We start from the raw sequence: 19,978 nt of genomic DNA, 5'->3' as shown, positions 1-19,978 counted from the left end.
AAGGGATTGCGTTGGCCGCGACAAACCGATACGACTCGCCCCCGCAGGCTTTAGGGGGGGGACCCCTTCCATACGTTCTGCGCGCTATGATTTCAGTGAAGGGGTTTGCCCATGACCAAGACCATTGCTTTCTCGCTCATCGCGGCCGCATCGCTCGGCCTCGCTGCTTGCTCCAGCCCGGAAGCGACCAACAATGTCGCCAACGACGCTGCAAATGCCACGAACGACGTCGCCAATGCTGCCGATAACGCCATGAATGCCGCTGGCAATGCCATGAACGCCGCCAGCAACGCCACGAATGCTGCCGCGAACGCAACCAACGCCGCGATGTAAGCTTCGCCATTGAGCGAATAGCTTTTGGCAAGGGCCGCCGGACAATCCGGCGGCCCTTTTCATGTGTGCGTCAGCGAAAGACCCACTGGCGATTGAGAACGAAGACCAGCGCGGGCGTCACGACGCCCATCAGCGGGATCGGGGTCCAGAGCGGCCAGTGCAACGCCTGAACGCAGAGCCAGACCCAAAATGCATTGAGGCCGAGGCTGAGCAGGGAAACCGCGACGAACCGGATCGCCCGCGACACAGGCTGATCGCGCCTGCCATGGCCGCGGAAGGTGAAGCGGCCGTGCAGCACATAACCGCTTGCCACGGCGACGAGATAGCCAAGGAAGTTCGCGATCTGGGGATGCACCGACGCCCATTGCGCCAGCGTCCAGTAGACAGCCGCCTGGAGCGCGGTCACGAAACCGCCGGTCAGCACATAGCGCAGCAATTGCCAGCGCATGCCGTCCGCTTTCGCTTCTTTCCCCGCTTCGCTCAATCAAATGCCCCGTTGCGCTTTTGGCCGACTGAGCTAAGCCCCTAGCCGATGCGGCAAAGCCTAGACAATGCTGCCCCGGCTACGGGCATGCGCCTGCGCCGGTGGTGGGCCGTGCTGGACGGCTTCGCCACCAGGGAATGGCGGTGGATCATCGTCATCGCCTGGCTGCTGATCGCGGCCTTCTATCTCGATAAATATGCTTCCGCGATCCATTATCTTTCGCTCGGCGATACCGACGACAATATGCGCTATCTGCAGGTGCGCGACTGGCTGAACGGCCAGAGCTGGTGGGATCTGCGCCAGCATAGGATGGACCCGCCCGGCGGCGCCAATATCCACTGGAGCCGGCTGGTCGATCTGCCGATCGCCGCGCTCATGCTCTTCTTCCGGCTGTTCACCGGGCCGGCGCGCGCGGACGAGCTTGCGCTCGGCGTCGCGCCGTTCCTGCCGCTGCTGGTGCTGATGCTCGCTGTTGCTTTCATCGCCCGGCGCCTCTCGAACGACGGCCGCGGCCACGCCTGGTTCGCCGCCATGCTCCTGCCGCTCGGCGCCAGCATGGGCCTTGCCATGTACATGCCCCTGCGGGTCGATCACCATGGCTGGCAACTCGCGCTGACGGCGACGGCGCTCGCGGGCCTCGTCGATCGCAAATGGACGCGCGGAGGCATCGTCGCTGGCGTCTCCAGCGCCGCGTCCGTTGTCATTGGCATGGAAATGATGGTCTATCTCGCCGGCGCCGGCGCGCTGATCGCGCTGCGCTGGGTGTTCAAGGATGGCGCGGCGCGGCGGATGCGGCCCTATGCGCTCAGCCTCGGCGGCACGACGGCGATCGGCTACGCCCTGTTCGCGAGCAATGCCAACCGCCTCCCGGTCTGCGACGCCATCTCTCCGGTGTGGACGAGCATTCTCGTTCTGGCATCGGGCATCCTCTTCGCGCTCACGATGCTGCCATTGCGCTCCTGGCCGCAAAGGCTGATCGCCGGCGCCATCGGCGGCGCGATCGTGGGCGGCTTCGCCTATGCCATGTGGCCGCAATGCCTGACCAGCGCCTACCAGATTTCACCGGAGCTCCAGAAGAGCTGGCTGGTCTATATTCGTGAAGCCAAGCCCATCTACACCCAGCCGCAATCCAGTTGGGTGCCGATCCTGGCCTTGCCCGCGACCGGACTGCTCTGCGCTTTCGTGGGCTGCATTGTTGCCCGCCGGGACACGGACCGGCTTTGGGCCTGGATCACCGTGGCGCTCATGATCGGCTTCGCCATCGCGCTCACTTTCTGGCAGATTCGCGCCGGCCCGGCAGCGCAACTGCTGGCCATCGCACCCGTCGCCTGGGCGCTGTGGACCTCCGTCGAGAAGCTGTTTGCGGGCCGCTGGGCCGAGCGCATCGCCGCCTTGCCGGCAATCCTGCTTCTGGGCTGCGCCATCGGCATCTATTCGCTCTATCCCATTTATGCCCGCGCCATGGGTAACGGGTCCAATGCGGCGGCCAAGCCCCGGCCGGCTGCCGCCGGCAATGCGAACGTCGCGCCATCACCAAAAGCGGCCCCGTCGCCCGCTGCCACGACAAGAACCGACGCACCGGCGAATGCGGCTTCCGGCAATCGCAACGAGACCCGGCGGCAGGTCACCCGCCGCTCCGAGGCACGCTGCCGCACGCAGCCCGCCTTGCAGGTGCTCGACCAGGTCCCCGCCGCGACGATCTTCACGCTCGTCGATATGGGGCCGCGCGTCATAGCGATCACGCATCATAGCGTCATCGCCGGCCCCTATCATCGCAACGGCAAGGCGATCCTCGACATTCATCATGCCTTCGACGGCTCACCGGAGCGGTTTCGCGAAATCGCCGCGCAGCATGGCGCGACCTATTTCCTGTTCTGCCCCAATTTCCCGGAAGGGACGATCTATCAGCGGCGGAGCCCGCGTGGCTTCTATGCCCGCGTCTCGCGCGGTGAGGGCTTCCCCTTCCTGACGCCGGTCGAACTCAAATTCCCCGGCGAACTGCCCTATACGCTCTACAAGATCGAAGGTGAGCCGGAAGACCCGCCGCTAGCGACGCGCCGCAAAAAAGCCGCGCAATAGGCTTGCCGACGCTTCCTCGCCGAGTCCGGGAAACAGCTCCGGGCGATGATGGCATTGCGGTTGCGCAAAGACGCGCGCGCCATGATCGACACCCCCGCCCTTCGGATCGAGCGCGCCATAATAGAGCCGGGCAATGCGCGCATGCGCGATAGCGCCGGCGCACATGGCGCAGGGCTCCAGCGTCACCCAGAGATCGCAGCCGGTAAGACGGTCCTGCCCGAGCGCCGCGCAAGCCGCCCGAATCGCGACGATTTCGGCATGGGCCGTCGGATCATTATCCCGGCGATTGCGGTTCTCGCCGGTCGCGATCACGCGCCCATCCCGCGTCACGACGGCGCCAATCGGCACCTCATCGGCTTGCGCCGACGCTTGCGCACAGGCAAGGGCGATGCGCATCGGCTCGGGAAGGGGGAAGGGTTCAGGCACGCCTCATCCCTAGACTCATTCCCGCCCTGATCGAACAGGAATGAGTCTGGAAAATTTCCTGTTGGCCGTGATTTCCGAGCCGCCAGATGTTTCCATCCGGATTGAAATCACTTTGGTCCAGGCAGAAATCAGGGGAAAGCGCCTTGACGATTCGGGCTTTGCCTTGTATCGGCGCCACTTTCCGTAAGTACCCAGATCAGGAACGAGACATGTCGCGCATCTGCGAACTGACCGGCCGGGGCCGCCAAGTGGGCCACAACGTGTCGCACGCCAACAACAAGACCAAGCGAGTCTTTCTGCCCAACCTGCAGAATGTGACGCTGATTTCCGACACGCTGGAGCGCGGCATCAAGCTGCGCGTTTCGACGCATGGCTTGCGCTCGGTCGAGCATGTCGGCGGTCTCGACAACTGGCTGCTGAAGACCAACGACACCAAGCTGTCGCTGCGCGTCCGTCGCCTGAAGCGCGAGATCGAGAAGAAGGCTGCTCCCAAGGCGGCCTGATTCGGCGCGATCATCCGATTTCGAAGAGGCGGTCCGCCCGGGCCGCCTTTTTCTTTGCCTGTCTTTTCCGTTGCGCTCAAGGCGCTGGCCGGTCGCTGACCCAGTCAGCCGGCAGATCGAAGCGCAGCAGCAAGGAACGCTGCAGGAAGAGATGGTTGTCGTCCGATGCCACCCACAGCACCGGACGGCCCTTTTCCCGGCTCAGCGCCATGGCCTCGAAATTGTCCGCCAGGCCCGGTGGCGCGAAAGTGGCGATCACGCGGCCGGTCAGCACGGCGCCTTCCTCCAGCCTGGGCAGCGTGACGACCGTTAGCCGCGTGGTGAACCCGTCGGCCAGGGTCAGGCGCCGATTGAGCACCAGCAGCCGGTCGCCGCCCAGCCAGAGCGCATCTGTGGGGCGATAGCCGGTGGGCGGGCGATAGCCCAGATGGACGGGGGGCGGCGTCGCGGGATCGACCGGATCGCCTTGCCAGAGCAGCACATCATGGGCGCCGGCAGCGTTCGTCCCCATTTCCGAGATAGCGAGAAAGCGACCGTCCGCGAAGCGCACGAGCGATTCGATGCTGCCCGTGACAGGCCAGCGCAGCATGGCGCGCGGGGTGACGCAGCCCTCAAGCGCCTTGAAGTCCGGCGCATAGCGACAGATGCGCTGGAGCAGCTCGAAACCGACCCAGATGCGCCCGGTCGCCGGATCGCGCTGCATGCTTTCCGAATCCCACTCCCAGCTGGGCCAGCTTTGCTCGATCCCGATGCGCGGCAACGGCTCGACGAAGCCCGCTCCCTGCGGCCCCTTCACGCGGAAGCCGAACAGCTCGCCTGTATCGTTCAACGCGACCAGCGCGCCGTCCTCCTTCACAAAGAGCGAGGAAAAACCGCCGAAAGCGGCGTGCGAACCCGAAAGCTGCCACGCTGCGGTCAGGCGAAGCGGTCCATAATCCTTGCTCAGCGCACTGTCGGCAATGTCCAGCGCACGGGCCTGGACCGAGAGGCTGTCGAACGTCGCGGGTGGCGTGTTGCCCCCATGGCGCCCGTTCATGAGCAGGACGAACAGCATGAGGATAAGCGCGACACGCTGCATATGGCGCCGGGGCATAGCGGCCGAGCGGCGACGACGCCACTGCCTTGTGCGGCAATCCGGCGCGGCCGAACCTGAACGAACGCTAAAATGACCGTTCAGCATTGGCTCAAGCGCGGAGGTCTAGAAGGCTCTCATAGCGGACGAACAGAGGCGCAGTTGCCACGAAGCGTTCGCCAGGAAGATCAAGGAGCAAGACCATGACGAAGACCTTCATCAGCCTCACGGCCGCCGCTACCATGGTCGTGACTTCGCTCGGCGTCGCGGCACCGGCAGCGGCCCGCGACCATTATCGCGACTATCGCGGCGACTACAGCCGGGATTATCGCTACAACGACCGGGATTATCGCGACTATCGCGACAGCCGCTATGTGCGCGATGCCCGCTATCGTGACAGCCGTTACGCCAGCAATCGCTATCGCTGCAGCAACGACGGCACGACCGGCACGATCGTCGGCGCCATTGCCGGCGGCCTGCTCGGCCACGAGGTTGCCGGTCGCCGTGGCGACAAGACCGCGGGCGTGATCATCGGCGGCGCTGTCGGCGCCATTGCCGGCCGCGCGATCGACAAGGGCAATGGCCGCTGCTGAGCGGCGGCTCCGTCCAACGATTCCCGTAGCAAAGGAAAGGCCGGACCTCTCGCGAGGCCCGGCCAATTTCTTTGCCACGACGAGGGGCGTCAGTGAACGAAGCGCGCCACCACGTCGCGATAGGAGCGGCTGACCTTCACCTGGCTGCCGGATTCCAGCACCAGGAAGCACTCGCCATTGGTGTGCGGCTTCACCTGACGGACTTGGCTCAGGTTCACGATGGTCGAGCGATGAATGCGCTGGAAATTGCGCGGATCGAGCCGCTTCTCCAGATCCTTCATCGTCTCGCGCAGGATCAGCGAATTGTCGGCCGTGTAGATGCACATATAGTCGCCGGCCGCATCGATCCGCTCGATCGTATCGACATCGATGCGGAAGATCTGGCCGCGATCCTTGATGTTGATGAGCTTCTCGTAGCGGCTGGACGCGGGCGTATCCGCGTCCGCGCCCATGTCCGAAACGACGTCGGGGGCCACTTCGGCCAGCACTTCGCGCAGGCGTTCGGCCTCCACGACGTGGCGCTTCTCGTGCAGGCGCTGGCGGGCACGGTCGAGGGCATCGGCGAGGCGCTGCTCGTCGACGGGCTTCATGAGATAGTCGATCGCCTGCGCCTCGAACGCGCGCAGGGCGTGGTCCGAATAGGCCGTCACGAAGATGAACAATGGCGGCTCGACTTCCATCACGCCCTGCACGACGGAGAAACCGTCGAAGCCGGGCATCTGGATGTCGAGGAACACAAGATCGGGCTTGTGCGTCTTGATAGCGCGGATGGCCTCGCGGCCATTCGTGCAGGTCTCCACGATTTCCACATCGGGATGCGCCTCGAGCCGGAGCTTCAGTCCCTGGATGGCGAGGCTTTCATCGTCGACGAGAATGGTTCTTATGGTCATGCAGCTACCCTTGATGGTTCGGCAGTGATCAGCGGCATCTCGATGATGACGCTATAGCCCCCCTCGGGCGGAGAACGTGTTTCCATGCTTTGTCGTTCCCCAAATGCCTGGACCAGCCGGTCACGAATGTTGGCCAGGCCCACTCCCGTACCCTTCGTCATGCGGTGGTCCGCCCCGTTCAACCCGGGACCGGTGTCCGACACGACGATCCGAACGTTTTCACCGACAGGCTGCGCCGTCACGACGATATCCGCCCCCTCCTCCAGCGGCGTCACGGCATATTTGATCGCATTCTCGACCAGCGGTTGCAGCAGCAGCGAGGGCAGACGCGCCGCCGCCACCGCCGGATGAATGTCGAAAATCGGCCGCAGCCGATCCTCGAACCGCATCTTCTCGATCTCGAGATACAGTTTCAGCGTCTCGACCTCCTGCTCAAGCGTCACCTGTGCGGTCGGTTCGTTGATCAAAGTGTAGCGAAGAAAGGCTGACAGGCGCGAAAGCATCGCATTCGCCCGCTCGGTCTGCTTGAGCAGCACGAGCGTCGAGATGCTGTTCAGCGTGTTGAACAGGAAATGCGGATTGAGCTGATAGCGCAGCATGGCGAGTTGGGCGGCGCTTGCCTGACTCTCCAGATGCAGCAGCTGGTCGGCCTGTTCCTCCACCGTCAGGTAGAAGTTGATCGCATAATAGAGCGCTGACCAGGCGCCGAGCAGCGTGAAATTGAGATAGAAGGCGCCGAGGAACAGCTTGAGGCTGGCGCCCTCACCCACCGGATTGAGCGTCGTGAACACCCAGGCATCGATGAAGGCCGATGTGCCGCCGGCGATGATCGCGACGACGATCGAGGTCGTCCAGGTGACGATCGGCTTCTGCGCGAGCAGGAAGCGATAGCCCACCGCCATCAGCAAGGTGATCGAATAGCCCGCCACGGTCGAGATGAGTACCGGCACGAGGAAGGAGAGCGGCTGTCCGTTGGCGATGCCAGAGAGGCCGCGCAACAGGAACGCGCCGGACCAGCCGAGGCCCTGGAGCATCCAGAAGGCCCGGTTCTTGTCCTCGAAAAAGGGCTGCGCTCTGATCGGCAAGACCGTCGACATGGGCGTACGGGTCAGTTCTTTCCGGTCTTCATGCATGTTGCGGCCTCGCACGGCGTCGGCTCGCCCTCCGGCTCGTCCCGATCGAGCCAGCACAGATCATGGTGGCCAAGCGCGCGCCCGTCCCACGCCTGTATCGTGATCGGGCGGACGGGTTGGCGATCACGCGCGTCGGCGAGGATCGGGCCTGACGGCGATACACCGCCCCAGCGCTCGCCCCATTGGCGCAGCGCGATCATGACCGGCACGAGTCCTCGCCCCTTATCGGTCAGGCGATAGGCGACGCGGCGCTTGTCGGTCTCGACCGGTTCGCGCGTGAGAATGCCCTTATTGACGAGCCTGGCGAGGCGGTTCGACAGGATGTTGCGCGCGATACCGAGCGAACCCTGAAAATCCTCGAAATAGACAATGCCATTGAACGACGCGCGCAGGATCAGGAAGGACCACCGCTCCCCCATCGCTTCCAGCGCGGACGGCAGGGCACAACCCTCAAACGCATCGAGACCCTTGCGAGCACCCATAGCGATCGACGCTAGCGCATAATCGTCCCGTCGCCAAATCCCTAATCCGGACAGTGGGCGAGCGGACTGCCGCAGCCTGTCTATTCAGTTGCATATTGCAATCGAATATTATAGTTTCGATTCGCTACTGAATTGGGAGGATCAGATGACGACGTTCCTGAAACTGACTCTGGCACTGGCAGCCCTCTCGGCGCCCGGCACCCTGTCCGCCCGGGCAAGCAACGCCGGCCACACGGCGACGCTCGCGGCGCCCGTGCAGGCGGACAGGCTGGTCGCGCACGGCCTGCTCTGGCGCTGCGCCGACGACCAATGCACGGCGCCCACCGGGAACAGCCGCCCGCTGGTCGTCTGTCAGGCACTGGCGCGAACGGCCGGCCCGGTCACCAGCTTCGGCAGCGGCAAGACCCTGTTCGATGCCGAGCAGCTGGCGCGCTGCAACGGCGCCCCGGGAGCCGCCCGCATCGCCACGAAGTGACGACAGAACCACAGCAGCGCCCCGCCCGCATCGAAATGTGCAGTTTTCTGTTGCGCAGCACGGGGCCGCAACAGCATCTTGTGGCCCGATGCTGCGCCAGTACGAACTTGTTGAGCGGGTCAAGAACTACGATCCGGACGCCGATGAGGCGCTGATCAACCGCGCCTATGTGTTCTCGGTTGCCAAACATGGCAGCCAGAAGCGCGCCAGCGGCGACCCATATTTCAGCCATCCGATTGAAGTTGCGGGCATATTGACCGACTTGTTCCTCGACGATCGCACCATCGTGACGGCGCTGCTGCACGACACGATCGAGGACACGCTGACCACGACCGAGGAAGTGCAACGCCTGTTCGGCGACGATGTCGCGCGGCTGGTCGATGGCGTCACCAAGCTCAGCAAGATCGAAGCGCAGAGCGAAAACCAGCGCGCTGCGGAAAATCTGCGCAAATTCCTGCTCGCCATGTCCGACGATATCCGCGTGCTGCTCGTCAAGCTCGCCGACCGGCTGCACAACATGCGCACGCTGCACTTCATCAAGAGCGAGGAGAAGCGGCGCCGCATCGCCCGCGAGACGATGGACATTTATGCGCCGCTTGCCGAGCGGATCGGCATGTATGATTTCATGCGCGAAATGCAGCTGCTGGCCTTCCAGCAACTGGAGCCCGACGCCTATGACAGTGTCACGCGCCGGCTCGCGCTGCTCAAGGAAGGCGGCGAGGACAAGGTCAAGCGCATTGCCAGCCAGCTCCAGACCATATTGACCACCGCCGGTATGCGCGTCACCGTCTCCGGCCGCGAGAAGCATCCCTACTCGATCTGGCGCAAGACGCAGGAGCGTCACATCAGCTTCGAGCAGCTCTCCGATATCATGGCCTTCCGTGTCATCACCGACAGCACCGATGACTGCTATCGCGCGCTGGGCCTCATCCATCAGCGCTACAAAATGGTGCCCGGGCGCTTCAAGGATTACATCTCGACACCCAAGCGGAACGGATACCAGTCGCTGCACACGACCGTGATCCACGACGAGAATGCCCGCATCGAGATCCAGATCCGCTCCGAGCGGATGCACCGGGACAGCGAATTCGGCCTCGCCGCGCACTGGGCCTACAAGCAGGACGACGCCAGGCCCGACGGTCAGGCCGGATGGCTGCGCGACCTCGTCGAAATCCTGGAGCAGAGCCAGGATGCCGAGGAGCTGCTCGAGCATACGCGCATGGCGATGTATCAGGATCGCATCTTCGCCTTCACCCCGAAGGGCGAGCTGCAGCAGCTCCCCAAGGGATCGACGCCGGTCGATTTCGCCTATGCGGTCCACACCAAGCTCGGCAACCAGGCGGTCGGCGCCAAGATCAACGGCCGCGTGATGCCGCTGCGCACGATCCTAGAAAATGGCGATCAGGTCGAAATCCTCAAATCCGACGCGCAGGAGCCGCAACCCGGCTGGCTGAGCTTCGCCGTGACCGGCAAGGCGCGCGCCGCCATCCGCCGCTTCATCCGCCAGAAGCAGCGCGCCGAGACGATCGCGCTTGGCGAAAAGCTCTATGAGGAGATCGTCTCGCGCCTCGTCGTCGAGATCGGCGACAAGGCGGAGAAGGCCGCGATCAAGCGCCTGAAGCTGGAGGACAAGGCGGCGCTGATGATCGCGATCGCCATGAACCGCATCTCCGACGACGAGGTGCTGAACGCGCTCGTGCCCGGCAGCGTCGAGGAAGCGCCGGGCAAGAAGTCGAAGAAATCGGCCCAGCATCAGGCCGTCTCCATCCTCGGCCTGACGCCCGGCATTGCCTTCACGCTCTCGGAATGCTGCCATCCGGTGCCCGGCGACCGCATCGTCGGCCTGCGCCGACCGGACGAGCCGATCGAGGTTCACACCATCGACTGCCTGGCGCTGGAGACCGGTCAGGACGCCGACTGGGTGGACCTGAGCTGGGACAGCGAGGCCAAGGGCGGCACGACGCGGCTGCAAGTGATCGTCAAGAACCAGCCCGGCGCGCTGGCGACCGTCGCCAACATTTTCGGCGTGAACAAGGCGAACATCCTCAACCTGCAACTCGTCAATCGCGAGGGACCGTTCCACACCGACCTGATCGACCTGGAAGTGGAGGATGCGAGCCATGTCGCGCGCATTCTTTCGGCGCTGCGCGCGATCGATCCGGTGGTGCAGGCGGAGCGGGTTTAGCGGCGGCTCAATAGACGACTATCATCCAACGGCTGTCCCAAGTCTCGACCGGTTGGCCGGCAGCGTCGCGCGCGCCGCGCTGATAGGCGCCTCGACGCGTAAGCAGTTCGCAGACGCGTCTGTCGAGCTTCTCATCATCGAGCGAGATCACGAAGCGGCAATTATTGATTCTGCCATCGGGCAAGACCTTCCACATCATATAGCCCCGACGACTTTTCGGAAGAGGCCGAGGCGGAATATCATCATTGGTGATCCAAGGGCGAACGGACCCGACAGGCGGCTGCAACGTGTCACTGACGGAAGCAGCCTCGACCCCTAGTCCGACCAGTTGATCTTCGCGGCAACGCGCGAGACGCGACCGGAGCGCAGGGAGTTCGTCACCAACGATCGCAAGCTGCTGGCCATCAAGAAAAAAGGAGAACGTCGGATCGAGATCAACCGGCGTGTCGAATTCCAGCACCGCCCTACCATCCGCCAAGCGACCGCGCTTGAACGCCAACGCTGAATTGCCCGCATCACCAGGGCGCACCATCGTCAGGCGACTACGGGCAGTGATTGGAACTGTCCGCGGCACGATCAGTGTGACATGAAACGTCGTCGAGATGGCATCTCGCAAGATCGTAACCCATTCCGCGCGATCCGAGGCCGGAACGTCACGATTGATCTGGCACGTGATCTGGTCCCGCTCAGTTCTCCAGCCCGTGGTGGCTGGTAGCGCCGCAGATTGGAAAGTGACTAGAATGGCGAGCATGATCTTCCCCCGCAGCCGCTCTAGAACGTGACGCTTCAGGTTGGGAGACGAGTTCATCAAACGCGCTCAGTAGCTCTTCCCGCCGCAAAGCACCGAGCCGCTGCCGGTGCGGCTGACCGTGCAGGCGGCCTTGCCGGCTACGGTGACGCTGCCGGGTCCCGTCGCCAGGATCTTGGCGCTGCGGTCCGCCGCGGCCTCGATCGTGGCCGAGCCTTCGAGCAGGACGCCGAGATCGCTCGATGCCAGCGCGCCGGCGGCAAGCGCGCCGCTGCCCGCGACATGGATGTCCAGCCGCTTGGCTTTGCCGGTGATCGCGATGGCGCCCGAGCCGGTCTGGACGACGCCCAGCCGGTCCGTCGCGATGTCGCTCACGGCGACGCTGCCGCTGCCCGAGGCAAGTATTTCGGCCTGCAGCTTGTCGAGCCCGCCACTGACCTTGAGCGAGCCGGCGCCGGCAAGCTGGAGATGGCGCAGCACGGGGACGCTGACGAACAGTTTCGCCGGACCATCGTTTCGATCGCGCCGGGCCTCGTAGGGTGAGGGCTTGAGCCGGATGGTGAGCGTGCGGGCCGAGACAGCGAGATCGATGCGCGAGAGCGTGTTGGCATCGCCTTCGCCGCGCGCCGATACGCCGCGGCCGCTGGTGACCACGACCTCGATCGGCGCTTCGAGGCGCAGATTGTCGAAATCGGTGACGATATAGGTCCGCGTCGCGGCGCTTGCGGGCGCGGCAAAGGCCGTCAATACGGCAAGCGCGGCGGGGATCAGCTTGTGCATCGTGCGTCGCCCGGGCCGGTCTTGGTGATCCGGCAGGCGTCGGTGCCGATGACGCGCGCATCGCCCGTGCCGATGATGGAAATGTCGGCGCCCTGGCTGGCGCGCACATCGATATCGCCGGTGCCGATCAGGTCGAGCGAAGCGCGTTCGGTCGCGAGATCGCGCGCGAGGATGTCGCCGGGGCCGGTCGTGCTGAGCTTCGCGGTCTTCGTTCGGCCGGAGACGGTGAGATCGCCGGGGCCGGTGAGCGCCAGTTCGGCCGTCTCGGCATCCATCGCGCCGATAGCAAGATTGCCCGGGCCGGTAATCTCCGCCTTCACCTGTTTGCCGTCGAGCCGATCGACCCGCATGTCGCCGGGGCCGGTGAGCCTCACGCGCTGGATCGCGGGCAAGGTCACGCGCACGGTCGCGTCGTCACGTCCACGCCAGCTCCCGCTCTGCTTGCGTTCGATATGGAGCGTGCCATCCTTGACGAAGAGATTGAGGCGATCAATCACGCCTTTCGCCCCTTCCGCCTCGACGAGGAAGCTCTTGCCGTGGGTGACAACGACATCGTCCGGGCCGGTCAGCGTGACGCCGTCGAAACCCTTGAGATTCTCGATCGTGCGGGTGACCTGCGGGCCGCTGTCGTCACCGTGCTTGCCGCCTTCATCATCGCCGAAGGTGAAATTCAGACCATGCCCGCCGACCGTCAGGGCAAGCGCCCCGGCGGCAACGACGCCGGTGATCGCGAGGCGGGTCTTGTCTTTCATGCCACACTCCAAACTGTATTGATGGCCTAATACAGATGGTCGGCAAGGTCGCCAAGACCATATGTACAGACCCAGCGACGTCGCCCGCACAAACGAGAAGGGCGGCACCTCGCGGCGCCGCCCCTATATCATTGTATCAGCTCTGGAAGCGACGATTACTCGGCGGCGAGCTTCGCATATTTCGGCGCGGCCTCGTTGAGGATGTGCAGGATCTTCTTGAGCGCGGTCTGCTCATCGACCTCTTCCATCGCGGCCAGCTCGCGGGCGAGACGGCTGGAAGCGGCCTCGAAAATCTGGCGCTCCGAATAGCTCTGCTCGGGCTGATCGTCGGCACGGAACAGGTCGCGCGTCACTTCGGCGATCGACACGAGGTCGCCCGAGTTGATCTTCGCTTCATATTCCTGAGCGCGGCGCGACCACATGGTGCGCTTGACCTTGGGCTTGCCCTTGAGCGTCTCAAGCGCCTCGCCAAGCGTCTTGTCCGAAGACAGCTTGCGCATGCCGACGCTCTCGGCCTTGTTGGTAGGCACGCGAAGCGTCATGCGCTCCTTTTCAAAGCGGAGCACATAGAGTTCCAGATCAATGCCGGCGATCTTCTGGCTCTGCAGCTCGATGACCCGACCTACGCCGTGCTTGGGATAAACAACGTAATCGCCGACGTCGAAGGACAGCGCTTTTGCAGCCATGCTTGCGAACCTTTCTTTATCTTTGGACTATGATGGCTGAATTGCGGGGCACTCGTCGCTATTGTGTCGATCCGGTGCCAGCCGTAGGCCATGCGCAATCACTCCAGAGCGGCGCGGGATGCCGCTTCCATCGTCTGTTAACAGATTCGTAACAAAATTACCAGCCTGCTAAATGTGCAACCACTGGTATGTTGCGTTTGTTTGCATCTCAGACCACCATAGGTGGCGTTGGGCGACAGCAATGGCAGCCCACACATACTCTCCGACCGGCTTCAATGAGCCGAGGGAGCCGCGTCATGCGATAGCGACTCCTTTGTCCGTAGTATATTGAATTGCCGCTGAACCGCGCGTGAACGCGCGCGGTTAACGCGACGAACCGTCAGTTGCCGGAGCCGGGCTCGGCAGAGAAATATTTGTCGAACTTGCCCTCTTCGCCCTTATGCTCGTCGGCATCGGCAGGCTGTTCGCCCTTGGTGGTGATGTTCGGCCATTCGGCGGAATATTTGGCGTTGAGCTCCATCCACTGCTCGAGACCGCCCTCGGTATCGGGCAGGATCGCTTCGGCCGGGCACTCGGGCTCGCACACGCCGCAGTCGATGCACTCGTTCGGGTTGATGACGAGCATGTTCTCGCCTTCATAGAAGCAGTCGACCGGACAGACCTCGACGCAGTCCATATATTTGCAGCGGATGCACGCGTCGGTCACGACATAGGTCATGGCAGTCTTCCCTGTTAAATTCGCGCTCGCGATATGCCCGGCGTGCGCGAGCGTCAACAGGCAAGGGCTATGCGCGCGCCTAGCTCAGCTTTCGCCCTCGGCCTGTGGCGCGGGCGCACTGCCGGGCGTGATCGCGCTGTAGCAGAGCTGCGCCTCGCTGGCCGGGCCGCGCCGGTCCGGCAGCTTCTCGACGCGGATGACGCGGATGACATTGCCTTGCGGCAGAGTGATGAGATCGCCGATGCGCACGGGCGTGTGCGAGCGCTCGACGCGGCGGCCGTTCAGCCGGATGATGCCGCGCTCGGCCAGCGCCTGCGCGCTCGATCGATTGGGCGCGAGGCGCACGAACCAGAGATATTTGTCGAGCCGCAAGCTCGGCCCGTGCCCCATCCCGCTACCGGGTGTGGCCGCGCCGCTCCCCCCCGCCAGAGACTATTCCTCCCGGCCGAACAGGGCGCCGAGCCCCGCCAGTGCCTTGCCGGTGGCGACGATCTGGCGCGGCTCGCGCGGGCCGCGATCCCGATCCCGGTCGCGATCCTGCGGGCGCGGTTTGCGATCGGCCTTACGATCCGGGCGCTTGTCGTCGCGCGGCGGACGGTCGCCTTTCGGCCGGTCGGGCCGGCCCTGACGCTCCGGCCGGTCGCCGCGCGGCGGACGATCGCCCTGCTGGGCCCGGTCGCCCTGCGGACGACGGCGGCGCTGCTCGCCTTCGGGACGCGGCGGGCGCTGCTTGGGACGTCCGCGGAATTGCCAGTTGGGCGCACCCTCGGCCGCATCGGCGACGGGACGGAAGCCGGCCTGGCGCATGAGATCGAGGAAGCTCGCCTCGTTGAGGCCGATCGACACGATCGTCGCATCGTCGGCGCCATAGGGCTTGCCGGCGGCGATCGCCTCATGCGCGCCGCGTGCCAGCCGCTCGGCCATGTCGAGCCGCAGCCAGGACTCGCCGAGCTTGCGGAAGCCGGCAATGCCCGCGCCGATCTCGTCCAGCTCCTCGCTCGCGGGCAGCAACACCGCGCCGGCGGCGGGAAGCGCGACCAGTGGCTTGGCGCGCTTCAGCGACAGCAGCGCCATGCGCCATTGCGCGGCGGCAGGCTTCATGAGGCCGGGATGATAAAGGTCCATGACGCCGATGACGACGCCCGCCCTGCGCAGATGCGCGCGGTCTTCCTTGGCGACCTGGCCGAGCGCCTCGTCGAGCTGCGTGCGCGGCATGATGCCGCCCGCATCGGCGAGTTGCGCCAGCACGGCACGCACGGACGGGGGCAGCGCCGGATCGGTCGCACCCGCTTCCATCTTGAGCAAGGCCGGAACGTGCCGATCGAACTGGCCCCTGATCCAGACGCCGAGCCGCTCGCGCACGCCCTGCTGGATTTCGGGCGCCAGGCCGGATAGTCCGGCATCAAGCACCAGTTCGGGCGCGAGCAGGCGCTGGCCCGCCTTCAGCGTCGCCACCGGATGCCCGTTCCAGATGATCTGAGCGTCTCCGCCCGGAGGGCTGGCGAAGCTGAACGCCTTGTCGTCCACTGCCAGCAATGCCTGCGCCATCTCGTTCAAATGTGCACCCAGTCTCCGTTCGGCAGCGGCCAGAAGCAGCCGCTTTTCATTCGCGCGCGCCAATGGGTCGACAGCAAAGCGAAAACCCTTCAGCGTTCCGATCTTGTATCCGTCGACTGTTACATTGCCGGTGCTGTCCACGTCCACTGCCAAAAGCGCATGCTGGTCCCCGGCCTGCCGCAGCAAAGCGGACGTTCGCCGATCCACGAAGCGCTGGCGCAGCGCGCCGTGCAGTGCATCGGACAGCCGCTCCTCCAGCGCGTGGGCCCGCGCCGCCATTTCGGCGGGCTGGGCAAGCCAGTCGTCGCGCTGCGCAACATAGGCCCAGATGCGCACCGCCGCGATTCGCCCGGCCAGCGCGTCGACATCGCCCTGCACATTATCGAGCCGGGCCAGCTGGCCCGCGAACCAGTCCTGCGGGATATGGCCATTGCCCTGGCTAAGCCAGGTCCAGAGCCGATGAATGGTGCGGGCATGATGCTCCAGGCCGAGCTTCTGGAAATCGGGCACCGAGCAGGCCGCCCAGAGCCGCGCGACTTGCCACGGCCCGCGCGCCCGCTCGCGCACGTCCGGCAGATCGGCGAGATATTTGAGCACGGCAAGATCGATCGCCTCGGGGGCTGCGCGCAGACCCGGCTCATGCGGCCGCTCCTCCAGCGCCTCGATCAGCGTATCGACATCGTCCATCGGCAGATCGGCCTCGCGCCAGAAGATCTGGTCGATCCGGTCGAACCTATGCTCCTCGATCCGCTCGACTTCCTCGGCGGTGAAGGCCGGCGGGCCATCCGACGCGCCGATATCGCCAAACGTGCCGTCCTTCTGGTGACGCCCGGCGCGCCCGGCGATCTGCGCCATCTCGGCGACGGTCAGGCGGCGCGTGCGCTGCCCGTCGAATTTGCGCAGCGACGCGAAGGCGACATGATCGACATTGAGATTGAGCCCCATGCCGATCGCGTCGGTCGCGACGAGATAATCGACCTCGCCTGCTTCGAACATCGCGACCTGCGCATTGCGCGTCGTCGGGCTGAGCGCGCCCATGACGACGGCCGCGCCGCCGCGATGCCGCCGCAGCATTTCTGCCACGCGATAGACTTCCTCCACGGAGAAGGCGACGACGGCCGAGCGCTTGGGCAGGCGCGAGAGCTTGGCGGAACCAGCATAACGCAAGGTCGAGAAGCGCGGGCGCGAGATGACTTCCGTATCCGGCACGAGGCTGCGCACCAGCGGCGCCATGCTGGCCGAGCCGAGCAGCATGGTTTCCTCCCGCCCGCGCGCATGCAGCAGCCGATCGGTAAAGATATGACCACGCTCCGGATCGGCGGCGAGCTGGATCTCGTCCACGCCGACGAAGGCGAAATCGCTGAATGCGCCGAAGCCGCCGCGCACCGGCATCGCCTCCGCCGTCGCCATCACATAGCGGGCATTGGGCGGCGCGATCCGCTCCTCGCCGGTCAGCAGCGCGACCTGATCCGATCCCTTGATGCGGCAGACCCGGTCATAGACCTCGCGGGCGAGCAGGCGCAGCGGGAAGCCCATGAGGCCGCTGGAGTGACCGCACATGCGCTCGATCGCGAGATGCGTCTTGCCGGTGTTGGTCGGCCCGAGCACGGCCTTCAGGGCAGCATGAGCACGGCTCGCCATAGTCCGCAAGGACATGGAGCGCGGCGGCGCCCGGGACAAGGCGCAAATCCCGAAGCGACACAAATTTCCCGTTCTGCGCGCGCTCGACCGACACCCACGCACATCTCGCCGCACGCACGGGAGGCGCCATGCCGTGTTAGTTTGACTTTAACCAATTCATTTCACAAACAATCGCGCCAAGGCTGGCGGAAAAGCGCGACCGGCCGTGCGAAGGAAGCCTTCGGGGGCGACAATTTCAGTGTACCAGAAGATCGAGTTCAACCCGGCCCATGGGGACAGCACGGCAACCTTGTGGCTGAACAGCCCGGTGCCGACCTTCGGCACGCGCGGAACCATCGCCGCGCCCGCCACGCTGCGCGAGCGCATCGGCGAGTGGGCACAGACGGTCGATCTCACACCCGATCTCGCCCATAATATCGGCAGCCGCATCTGGTGGCGCGGTCTCCTCACTTGCCTTTCGTTGTGCGCCACGACAGTCATGCTCGCGCCGGGCGTCGTCGCGATCCCAGGAGCCGTGCCCGGTCCGCTCACCAGCAATCAACTCGACCAGTATCGCTCGCAGATGATCAGCGCTTCTGCGCTCGGCGGCGACAGCGGCCTGCGCATGGGGCCGACCGACGCGGTCGCGCCGCTTACCGAAACCCCCGAGCGTCCGCAGATCGAGCTCGACGCGGGCCTCGGCACCGGTGACAGCTTTGCACACACCCTCTCCCGCTCCGGCGTCAGTGATCGCGATGCCAGGGCCGTGCTCTCGCTGATCGGCGAAGCGGTCGATCCGGATTCCATTGCCGCGGGCACGCGGGTCCACATGATCCTTGGCCGCCGTCCCAATCGCAATGTCGCGCGACCGCTCGACCGGCTGACGGTACGTGCGCGGCTCGAGCTTGCGCTGGAGATCAACCGGCAGGGCGACGCGCTCACGCTGACCCGGATCCCGATCGCCGTGGACAACACACCGCTGCGCATTCGCGGTCAGGTCGGCGGCAGCCTCTATCGCGCGGCCCGCGCGGCCGGCGCCGATCCCTCCAGCATCCAGGCCTATCTCAAGGTGCTCGCCACGCGCCTCAACGTGGGCTCGGACGTCGGCTCCGACGACCAGTTCGACATCATCGTCGCGCATCGCCGCGCCGCCACCGGCGAGGCCGAAGTCGGGCAGCTGCTCTTCGCCGGCCTCGACCGCGCGCGGGGCAAGGACATCAACATGCTGAAGTGGACGCAGGATGGCCGCCAGCAATGGTTCGAAGCATCCGGCGTGGGCGAGACGCGCGGCGTGCTGGCGGCGCCTGTCTCCGGCCGCATGAGTTCCAGCTATGGCCAGCGCTTCCACCCGGTGCTGGGTTATCGGCGCATGCACGCCGGCGTCGATTTCGCAGCCGCTTACGGCTCACCCATTTACGCCGTGACGGACGGCCGCGTGACCTATGCCGGCTGGCACGGCGGACATGGCAAATTCGTCCGGCTGCAACATGCTGGGGGCATCGGCTCGGGCTATGCGCATATGAGCCGCATCGCGGTCGCCTCCGGCCAGATGGTCCGGCGCGGCCAGGTGATCGGCTATGTCGGCTCGACCGGACTCTCGACCGGCCCCCACCTCCACTATGAGCTCTATCGCGGCGGCGCGACGGTCAATCCGACCTCGATCAAGTTCACGCAGGTCGCCCAGCTTTCCGGCGCAGCGCTGTCGGCGTTCCGCTCGCGTCTCGCGGACTTGAAGCGCCTGCCGGTGGGCTTCAGCAAGGCTGTGGCGGCACCGGTCGCGACGGCGGCTGCCGAGCCGACACAGGCCGGCGGCGGAACTGCGCGCACGCGCTGAGCTCCCGAACAGGTTGTAACGGCACTCCTGAGGGATTGCCGTGGTTTGATCCAAGCAGAACATGGTCTTGCCCGCACGGACGGATCCGGTCCTGTCGCGACGACTGATTTGGGGTGGCAAGCGGACGTTGACGAGGGTGTTGCGCCAGCACTAGTTTTGTCGCCATGATCAGATTGGTCACAATTTCGCTGCTTCTCCTTGCGCTGGTCGGCTGCCGAGCCGTGGTTTCTTGGCCGAGTGAAGCAGAGTTGACTTCAAAGCTGCTAACAATTGTCCCTCTCGGCTCAACGGTTGCCGAATTTGAAGCTGCAGCCAAAGCTAGGCATTGGCGTGTTTGGCATCGTGATGACAATAGGTACAAGCGCGGTGAAGCGCACTTCTTTGCTGACGGTTGCGTGGACCAAGGTGGGCAAAGTAGACTGGCTGTGGTAGCCAAAGCTAATGACAGAATGCAGACTCAGGTAGAGACTGCATGGCTATTCGACGGATCGGGAAAGCTAGGGTCCGGACTCACTACAGCCACCAGATGACGGCAGCGGCGATGCAGATGGCTCCCATGAAGTTTTTGAGGTTGCGATCGAAGCGGGTGGCGATGCGTCGCCAGTCTTTGAAGCGACAGAACATGCGC

General features: G+C 64.8%; 20 protein-coding genes and 1 pseudogene. 7 read left to right on the top strand and 14 right to left on the bottom strand.

Annotated elements, in window-relative coordinates:
* Positions 1-111: 111 nt before the first annotated feature.
* Positions 112-333: a circumsporozoite protein gene (locus tag KM135_RS18395; RefSeq protein WP_221715539.1), complete on the top strand. Its 222-nt coding sequence runs from the start codon at positions 112-114 to the stop codon at positions 331-333.
* Between the two features lie 70 nt (positions 334-403).
* Here KM135_RS18395 and KM135_RS18390 read toward each other — a convergent pair whose 3' ends face one another.
* On the bottom strand, positions 404-781 hold the full coding sequence (locus KM135_RS18390; protein WP_221715538.1) for a GtrA family protein: 378 nt from the start codon (positions 779-781) through the stop codon (positions 404-406).
* An 84-nt stretch (positions 782-865) separates the two neighbouring features.
* Here KM135_RS18390 and KM135_RS18385 point away from each other — a divergent pair, with 84 nt between their 5' ends.
* The gene (locus tag KM135_RS18385) at positions 866-2,896 is read left to right on the top strand and encodes a hypothetical protein (RefSeq protein WP_221715537.1); all 2,031 of its coding nucleotides are present in this window, start codon (positions 866-868) and stop codon (positions 2,894-2,896) included.
* On the opposite strand, the gene KM135_RS18380 is transcribed toward KM135_RS18385, so the two are convergent.
* On the bottom strand, positions 2,864-3,322 hold the full coding sequence (locus KM135_RS18380) for a nucleoside deaminase (protein WP_221715536.1): 459 nt from the start codon (positions 3,320-3,322) through the stop codon (positions 2,864-2,866). The genes KM135_RS18385 and KM135_RS18380 overlap by 33 nt on opposite strands.
* A 209-nt stretch (positions 3,323-3,531) precedes the next feature.
* Between KM135_RS18380 and rpmB the strand changes: the two genes are divergently transcribed.
* Positions 3,532-3,825, top strand: coding sequence for a 50S ribosomal protein L28 (gene rpmB / locus KM135_RS18375; protein WP_221715535.1), 294 nt, complete (start codon positions 3,532-3,534; stop codon positions 3,823-3,825).
* A 76-nt stretch (positions 3,826-3,901) separates the two neighbouring features.
* Here the strand turns inward: rpmB and KM135_RS18370 are convergent, their stop codons facing one another.
* Positions 3,902-4,903 carry an esterase-like activity of phytase family protein gene (locus KM135_RS18370; protein WP_221715534.1) on the bottom strand — a complete coding sequence of 334 codons (1,002 nt, stop codon included), beginning with the start codon at positions 4,901-4,903 and terminating at the stop codon, positions 3,902-3,904.
* 197 nt (positions 4,904-5,100) lie between these two features.
* Here KM135_RS18370 and KM135_RS18365 point away from each other — a divergent pair, with 197 nt between their 5' ends.
* Complete coding sequence (locus KM135_RS18365) at positions 5,101-5,490, top strand: glycine zipper 2TM domain-containing protein (protein WP_221715533.1); 390 nt, start codon at positions 5,101-5,103, stop codon at positions 5,488-5,490.
* A gap of 89 nt (positions 5,491-5,579) precedes the next feature.
* Here KM135_RS18365 and KM135_RS18360 read toward each other — a convergent pair whose 3' ends face one another.
* The 3 genes from KM135_RS18360 to KM135_RS18350 are packed head-to-tail and all read right to left on the bottom strand — an operon-like array spanning position 5,580 to position 7,995.
* Complete coding sequence (locus KM135_RS18360; RefSeq protein ID WP_221715532.1) at positions 5,580-6,380, bottom strand: LytR/AlgR family response regulator transcription factor; 801 nt, start codon at positions 6,378-6,380, stop codon at positions 5,580-5,582.
* Positions 6,377-7,477: a sensor histidine kinase gene (locus KM135_RS18355; protein ID WP_221715531.1), complete on the bottom strand. Its 1,101-nt coding sequence runs from the start codon at positions 7,475-7,477 to the stop codon at positions 6,377-6,379. Before KM135_RS18355 ends, KM135_RS18360 begins: the two co-directional genes overlap by 4 nt.
* An 11-nt stretch (positions 7,478-7,488) precedes the next feature.
* Positions 7,489-7,995, bottom strand: coding sequence for a winged helix-turn-helix transcriptional regulator (locus tag KM135_RS18350; protein ID WP_221715530.1), 507 nt, complete (start codon positions 7,993-7,995; stop codon positions 7,489-7,491).
* 145 nt (positions 7,996-8,140) lie between these two features.
* On the opposite strand from KM135_RS18350, the gene KM135_RS18345 reads away from it, so the two are divergent.
* Complete coding sequence (locus KM135_RS18345; protein ID WP_221715529.1) at positions 8,141-8,470, top strand: CC_3452 family protein; 330 nt, start codon at positions 8,141-8,143, stop codon at positions 8,468-8,470.
* Between the two features lie 88 nt (positions 8,471-8,558).
* Positions 8,559-10,655, top strand: a complete 2,097-nt coding sequence (locus KM135_RS18340) for a RelA/SpoT family protein (RefSeq protein ID WP_221715528.1) — start codon at positions 8,559-8,561, stop codon at positions 10,653-10,655.
* 7 nt (positions 10,656-10,662) lie between these two features.
* Here the strand turns inward: KM135_RS18340 and KM135_RS18335 are convergent, their stop codons facing one another.
* From KM135_RS18335 to KM135_RS18305, 7 genes are all read right to left on the bottom strand, one after another.
* Positions 10,663-11,406, bottom strand: coding sequence for a hypothetical protein (locus KM135_RS18335; RefSeq protein WP_221715527.1), 744 nt, complete (start codon positions 11,404-11,406; stop codon positions 10,663-10,665).
* A gap of 66 nt (positions 11,407-11,472) precedes the next feature.
* On the bottom strand, positions 11,473-12,183 hold the full coding sequence (locus KM135_RS18330; RefSeq protein ID WP_221715526.1) for a GIN domain-containing protein: 711 nt from the start codon (positions 12,181-12,183) through the stop codon (positions 11,473-11,475).
* Positions 12,171-12,935 carry a head GIN domain-containing protein gene (locus KM135_RS18325; protein ID WP_221715525.1) on the bottom strand — a complete coding sequence of 255 codons (765 nt, stop codon included), beginning with the start codon at positions 12,933-12,935 and terminating at the stop codon, positions 12,171-12,173. Before KM135_RS18325 ends, KM135_RS18330 begins: the two co-directional genes overlap by 13 nt.
* Positions 12,936-13,090: 155 nt before the next feature.
* Positions 13,091-13,621, bottom strand: a complete 531-nt coding sequence (locus tag KM135_RS18320; RefSeq protein ID WP_221715524.1) for a CarD family transcriptional regulator — start codon at positions 13,619-13,621, stop codon at positions 13,091-13,093.
* Positions 13,622-14,000: 379 nt separating this feature from the next.
* On the bottom strand, positions 14,001-14,339 hold the full coding sequence (gene fdxA / locus KM135_RS18315) for a ferredoxin FdxA (RefSeq protein ID WP_221715523.1): 339 nt from the start codon (positions 14,337-14,339) through the stop codon (positions 14,001-14,003).
* Positions 14,340-14,423: 84 nt separating this feature from the next.
* Complete coding sequence (locus KM135_RS18310) at positions 14,424-14,729, bottom strand: RNA-binding S4 domain-containing protein (RefSeq protein WP_221715522.1); 306 nt, start codon at positions 14,727-14,729, stop codon at positions 14,424-14,426.
* A gap of 42 nt (positions 14,730-14,771) precedes the next feature.
* The gene (locus KM135_RS18305) at positions 14,772-17,537 is read right to left on the bottom strand and encodes a helicase-related protein (protein WP_221715521.1); all 2,766 of its coding nucleotides are present in this window, start codon (positions 17,535-17,537) and stop codon (positions 14,772-14,774) included.
* Between the two features lie 238 nt (positions 17,538-17,775).
* Between KM135_RS18305 and KM135_RS18300 the strand changes: the two genes are divergently transcribed.
* A complete protein-coding gene (locus KM135_RS18300; protein ID WP_221715520.1) occupies positions 17,776-19,350 on the top strand; it encodes a peptidoglycan DD-metalloendopeptidase family protein in 1,575 nt (524 codons plus the stop codon).
* Between the two features lie 513 nt (positions 19,351-19,863).
* Here the strand turns inward: KM135_RS18300 and KM135_RS19895 are convergent.
* A pseudogene (locus KM135_RS19895) lies at positions 19,864-19,978 on the bottom strand (IS5/IS1182 family transposase); the annotation flags it as partial.

This window comes from Sphingobium xanthum, assembly GCF_019737615.1.
Lineage (GTDB): Bacteria > Pseudomonadota > Alphaproteobacteria > Sphingomonadales > Sphingomonadaceae > Sphingobium > Sphingobium xanthum.
The sequence above is the reverse complement of the archived record's forward strand: the minus strand, read 5'-3'. Positions and strand labels throughout refer to the sequence as shown.

Coding starts and splice junctions, on each gene's coding strand:
- KM135_RS18305 (WP_221715521.1), bottom strand. CDS start 17,537: ATGGCGAGCCGTGCTCATGCTGCCCTGAAGGCCGTGCTCGGGCCGACC.
- KM135_RS18365 (WP_221715533.1), top strand. CDS start 5,101: ATGACGAAGACCTTCATCAGCCTCACGGCCGCCGCTACCATGGTCGTG.
- KM135_RS18320 (WP_221715524.1), bottom strand. CDS start 13,621: ATGGCTGCAAAAGCGCTGTCCTTCGACGTCGGCGATTACGTTGTTTAT.
- KM135_RS18340 (WP_221715528.1), top strand. CDS start 8,559: ATGCTGCGCCAGTACGAACTTGTTGAGCGGGTCAAGAACTACGATCCG.
- KM135_RS18310 (WP_221715522.1), bottom strand. CDS start 14,729: ATGGGGCACGGGCCGAGCTTGCGGCTCGACAAATATCTCTGGTTCGTG.
- KM135_RS18355 (WP_221715531.1), bottom strand. CDS start 7,477: ATGTCGACGGTCTTGCCGATCAGAGCGCAGCCCTTTTTCGAGGACAAG.
- KM135_RS18385 (WP_221715537.1), top strand. CDS start 866: ATGCGGCAAAGCCTAGACAATGCTGCCCCGGCTACGGGCATGCGCCTG.
- KM135_RS18335 (WP_221715527.1), bottom strand. CDS start 11,406: ATGCTCGCCATTCTAGTCACTTTCCAATCTGCGGCGCTACCAGCCACC.
- fdxA (WP_221715523.1), bottom strand. CDS start 14,339: ATGACCTATGTCGTGACCGACGCGTGCATCCGCTGCAAATATATGGAC.
- KM135_RS18350 (WP_221715530.1), bottom strand. CDS start 7,995: ATGGGTGCTCGCAAGGGTCTCGATGCGTTTGAGGGTTGTGCCCTGCCG.
- KM135_RS18345 (WP_221715529.1), top strand. CDS start 8,141: ATGACGACGTTCCTGAAACTGACTCTGGCACTGGCAGCCCTCTCGGCG.
- KM135_RS18370 (WP_221715534.1), bottom strand. CDS start 4,903: ATGCAGCGTGTCGCGCTTATCCTCATGCTGTTCGTCCTGCTCATGAAC.
- KM135_RS18330 (WP_221715526.1), bottom strand. CDS start 12,183: ATGCACAAGCTGATCCCCGCCGCGCTTGCCGTATTGACGGCCTTTGCC.
- KM135_RS18325 (WP_221715525.1), bottom strand. CDS start 12,935: ATGAAAGACAAGACCCGCCTCGCGATCACCGGCGTCGTTGCCGCCGGG.
- KM135_RS18360 (WP_221715532.1), bottom strand. CDS start 6,380: ATGACCATAAGAACCATTCTCGTCGACGATGAAAGCCTCGCCATCCAG.
- rpmB (WP_221715535.1), top strand. CDS start 3,532: ATGTCGCGCATCTGCGAACTGACCGGCCGGGGCCGCCAAGTGGGCCAC.
- KM135_RS18390 (WP_221715538.1), bottom strand. CDS start 781: ATGCGCTGGCAATTGCTGCGCTATGTGCTGACCGGCGGTTTCGTGACC.
- KM135_RS18395 (WP_221715539.1), top strand. CDS start 112: ATGACCAAGACCATTGCTTTCTCGCTCATCGCGGCCGCATCGCTCGGC.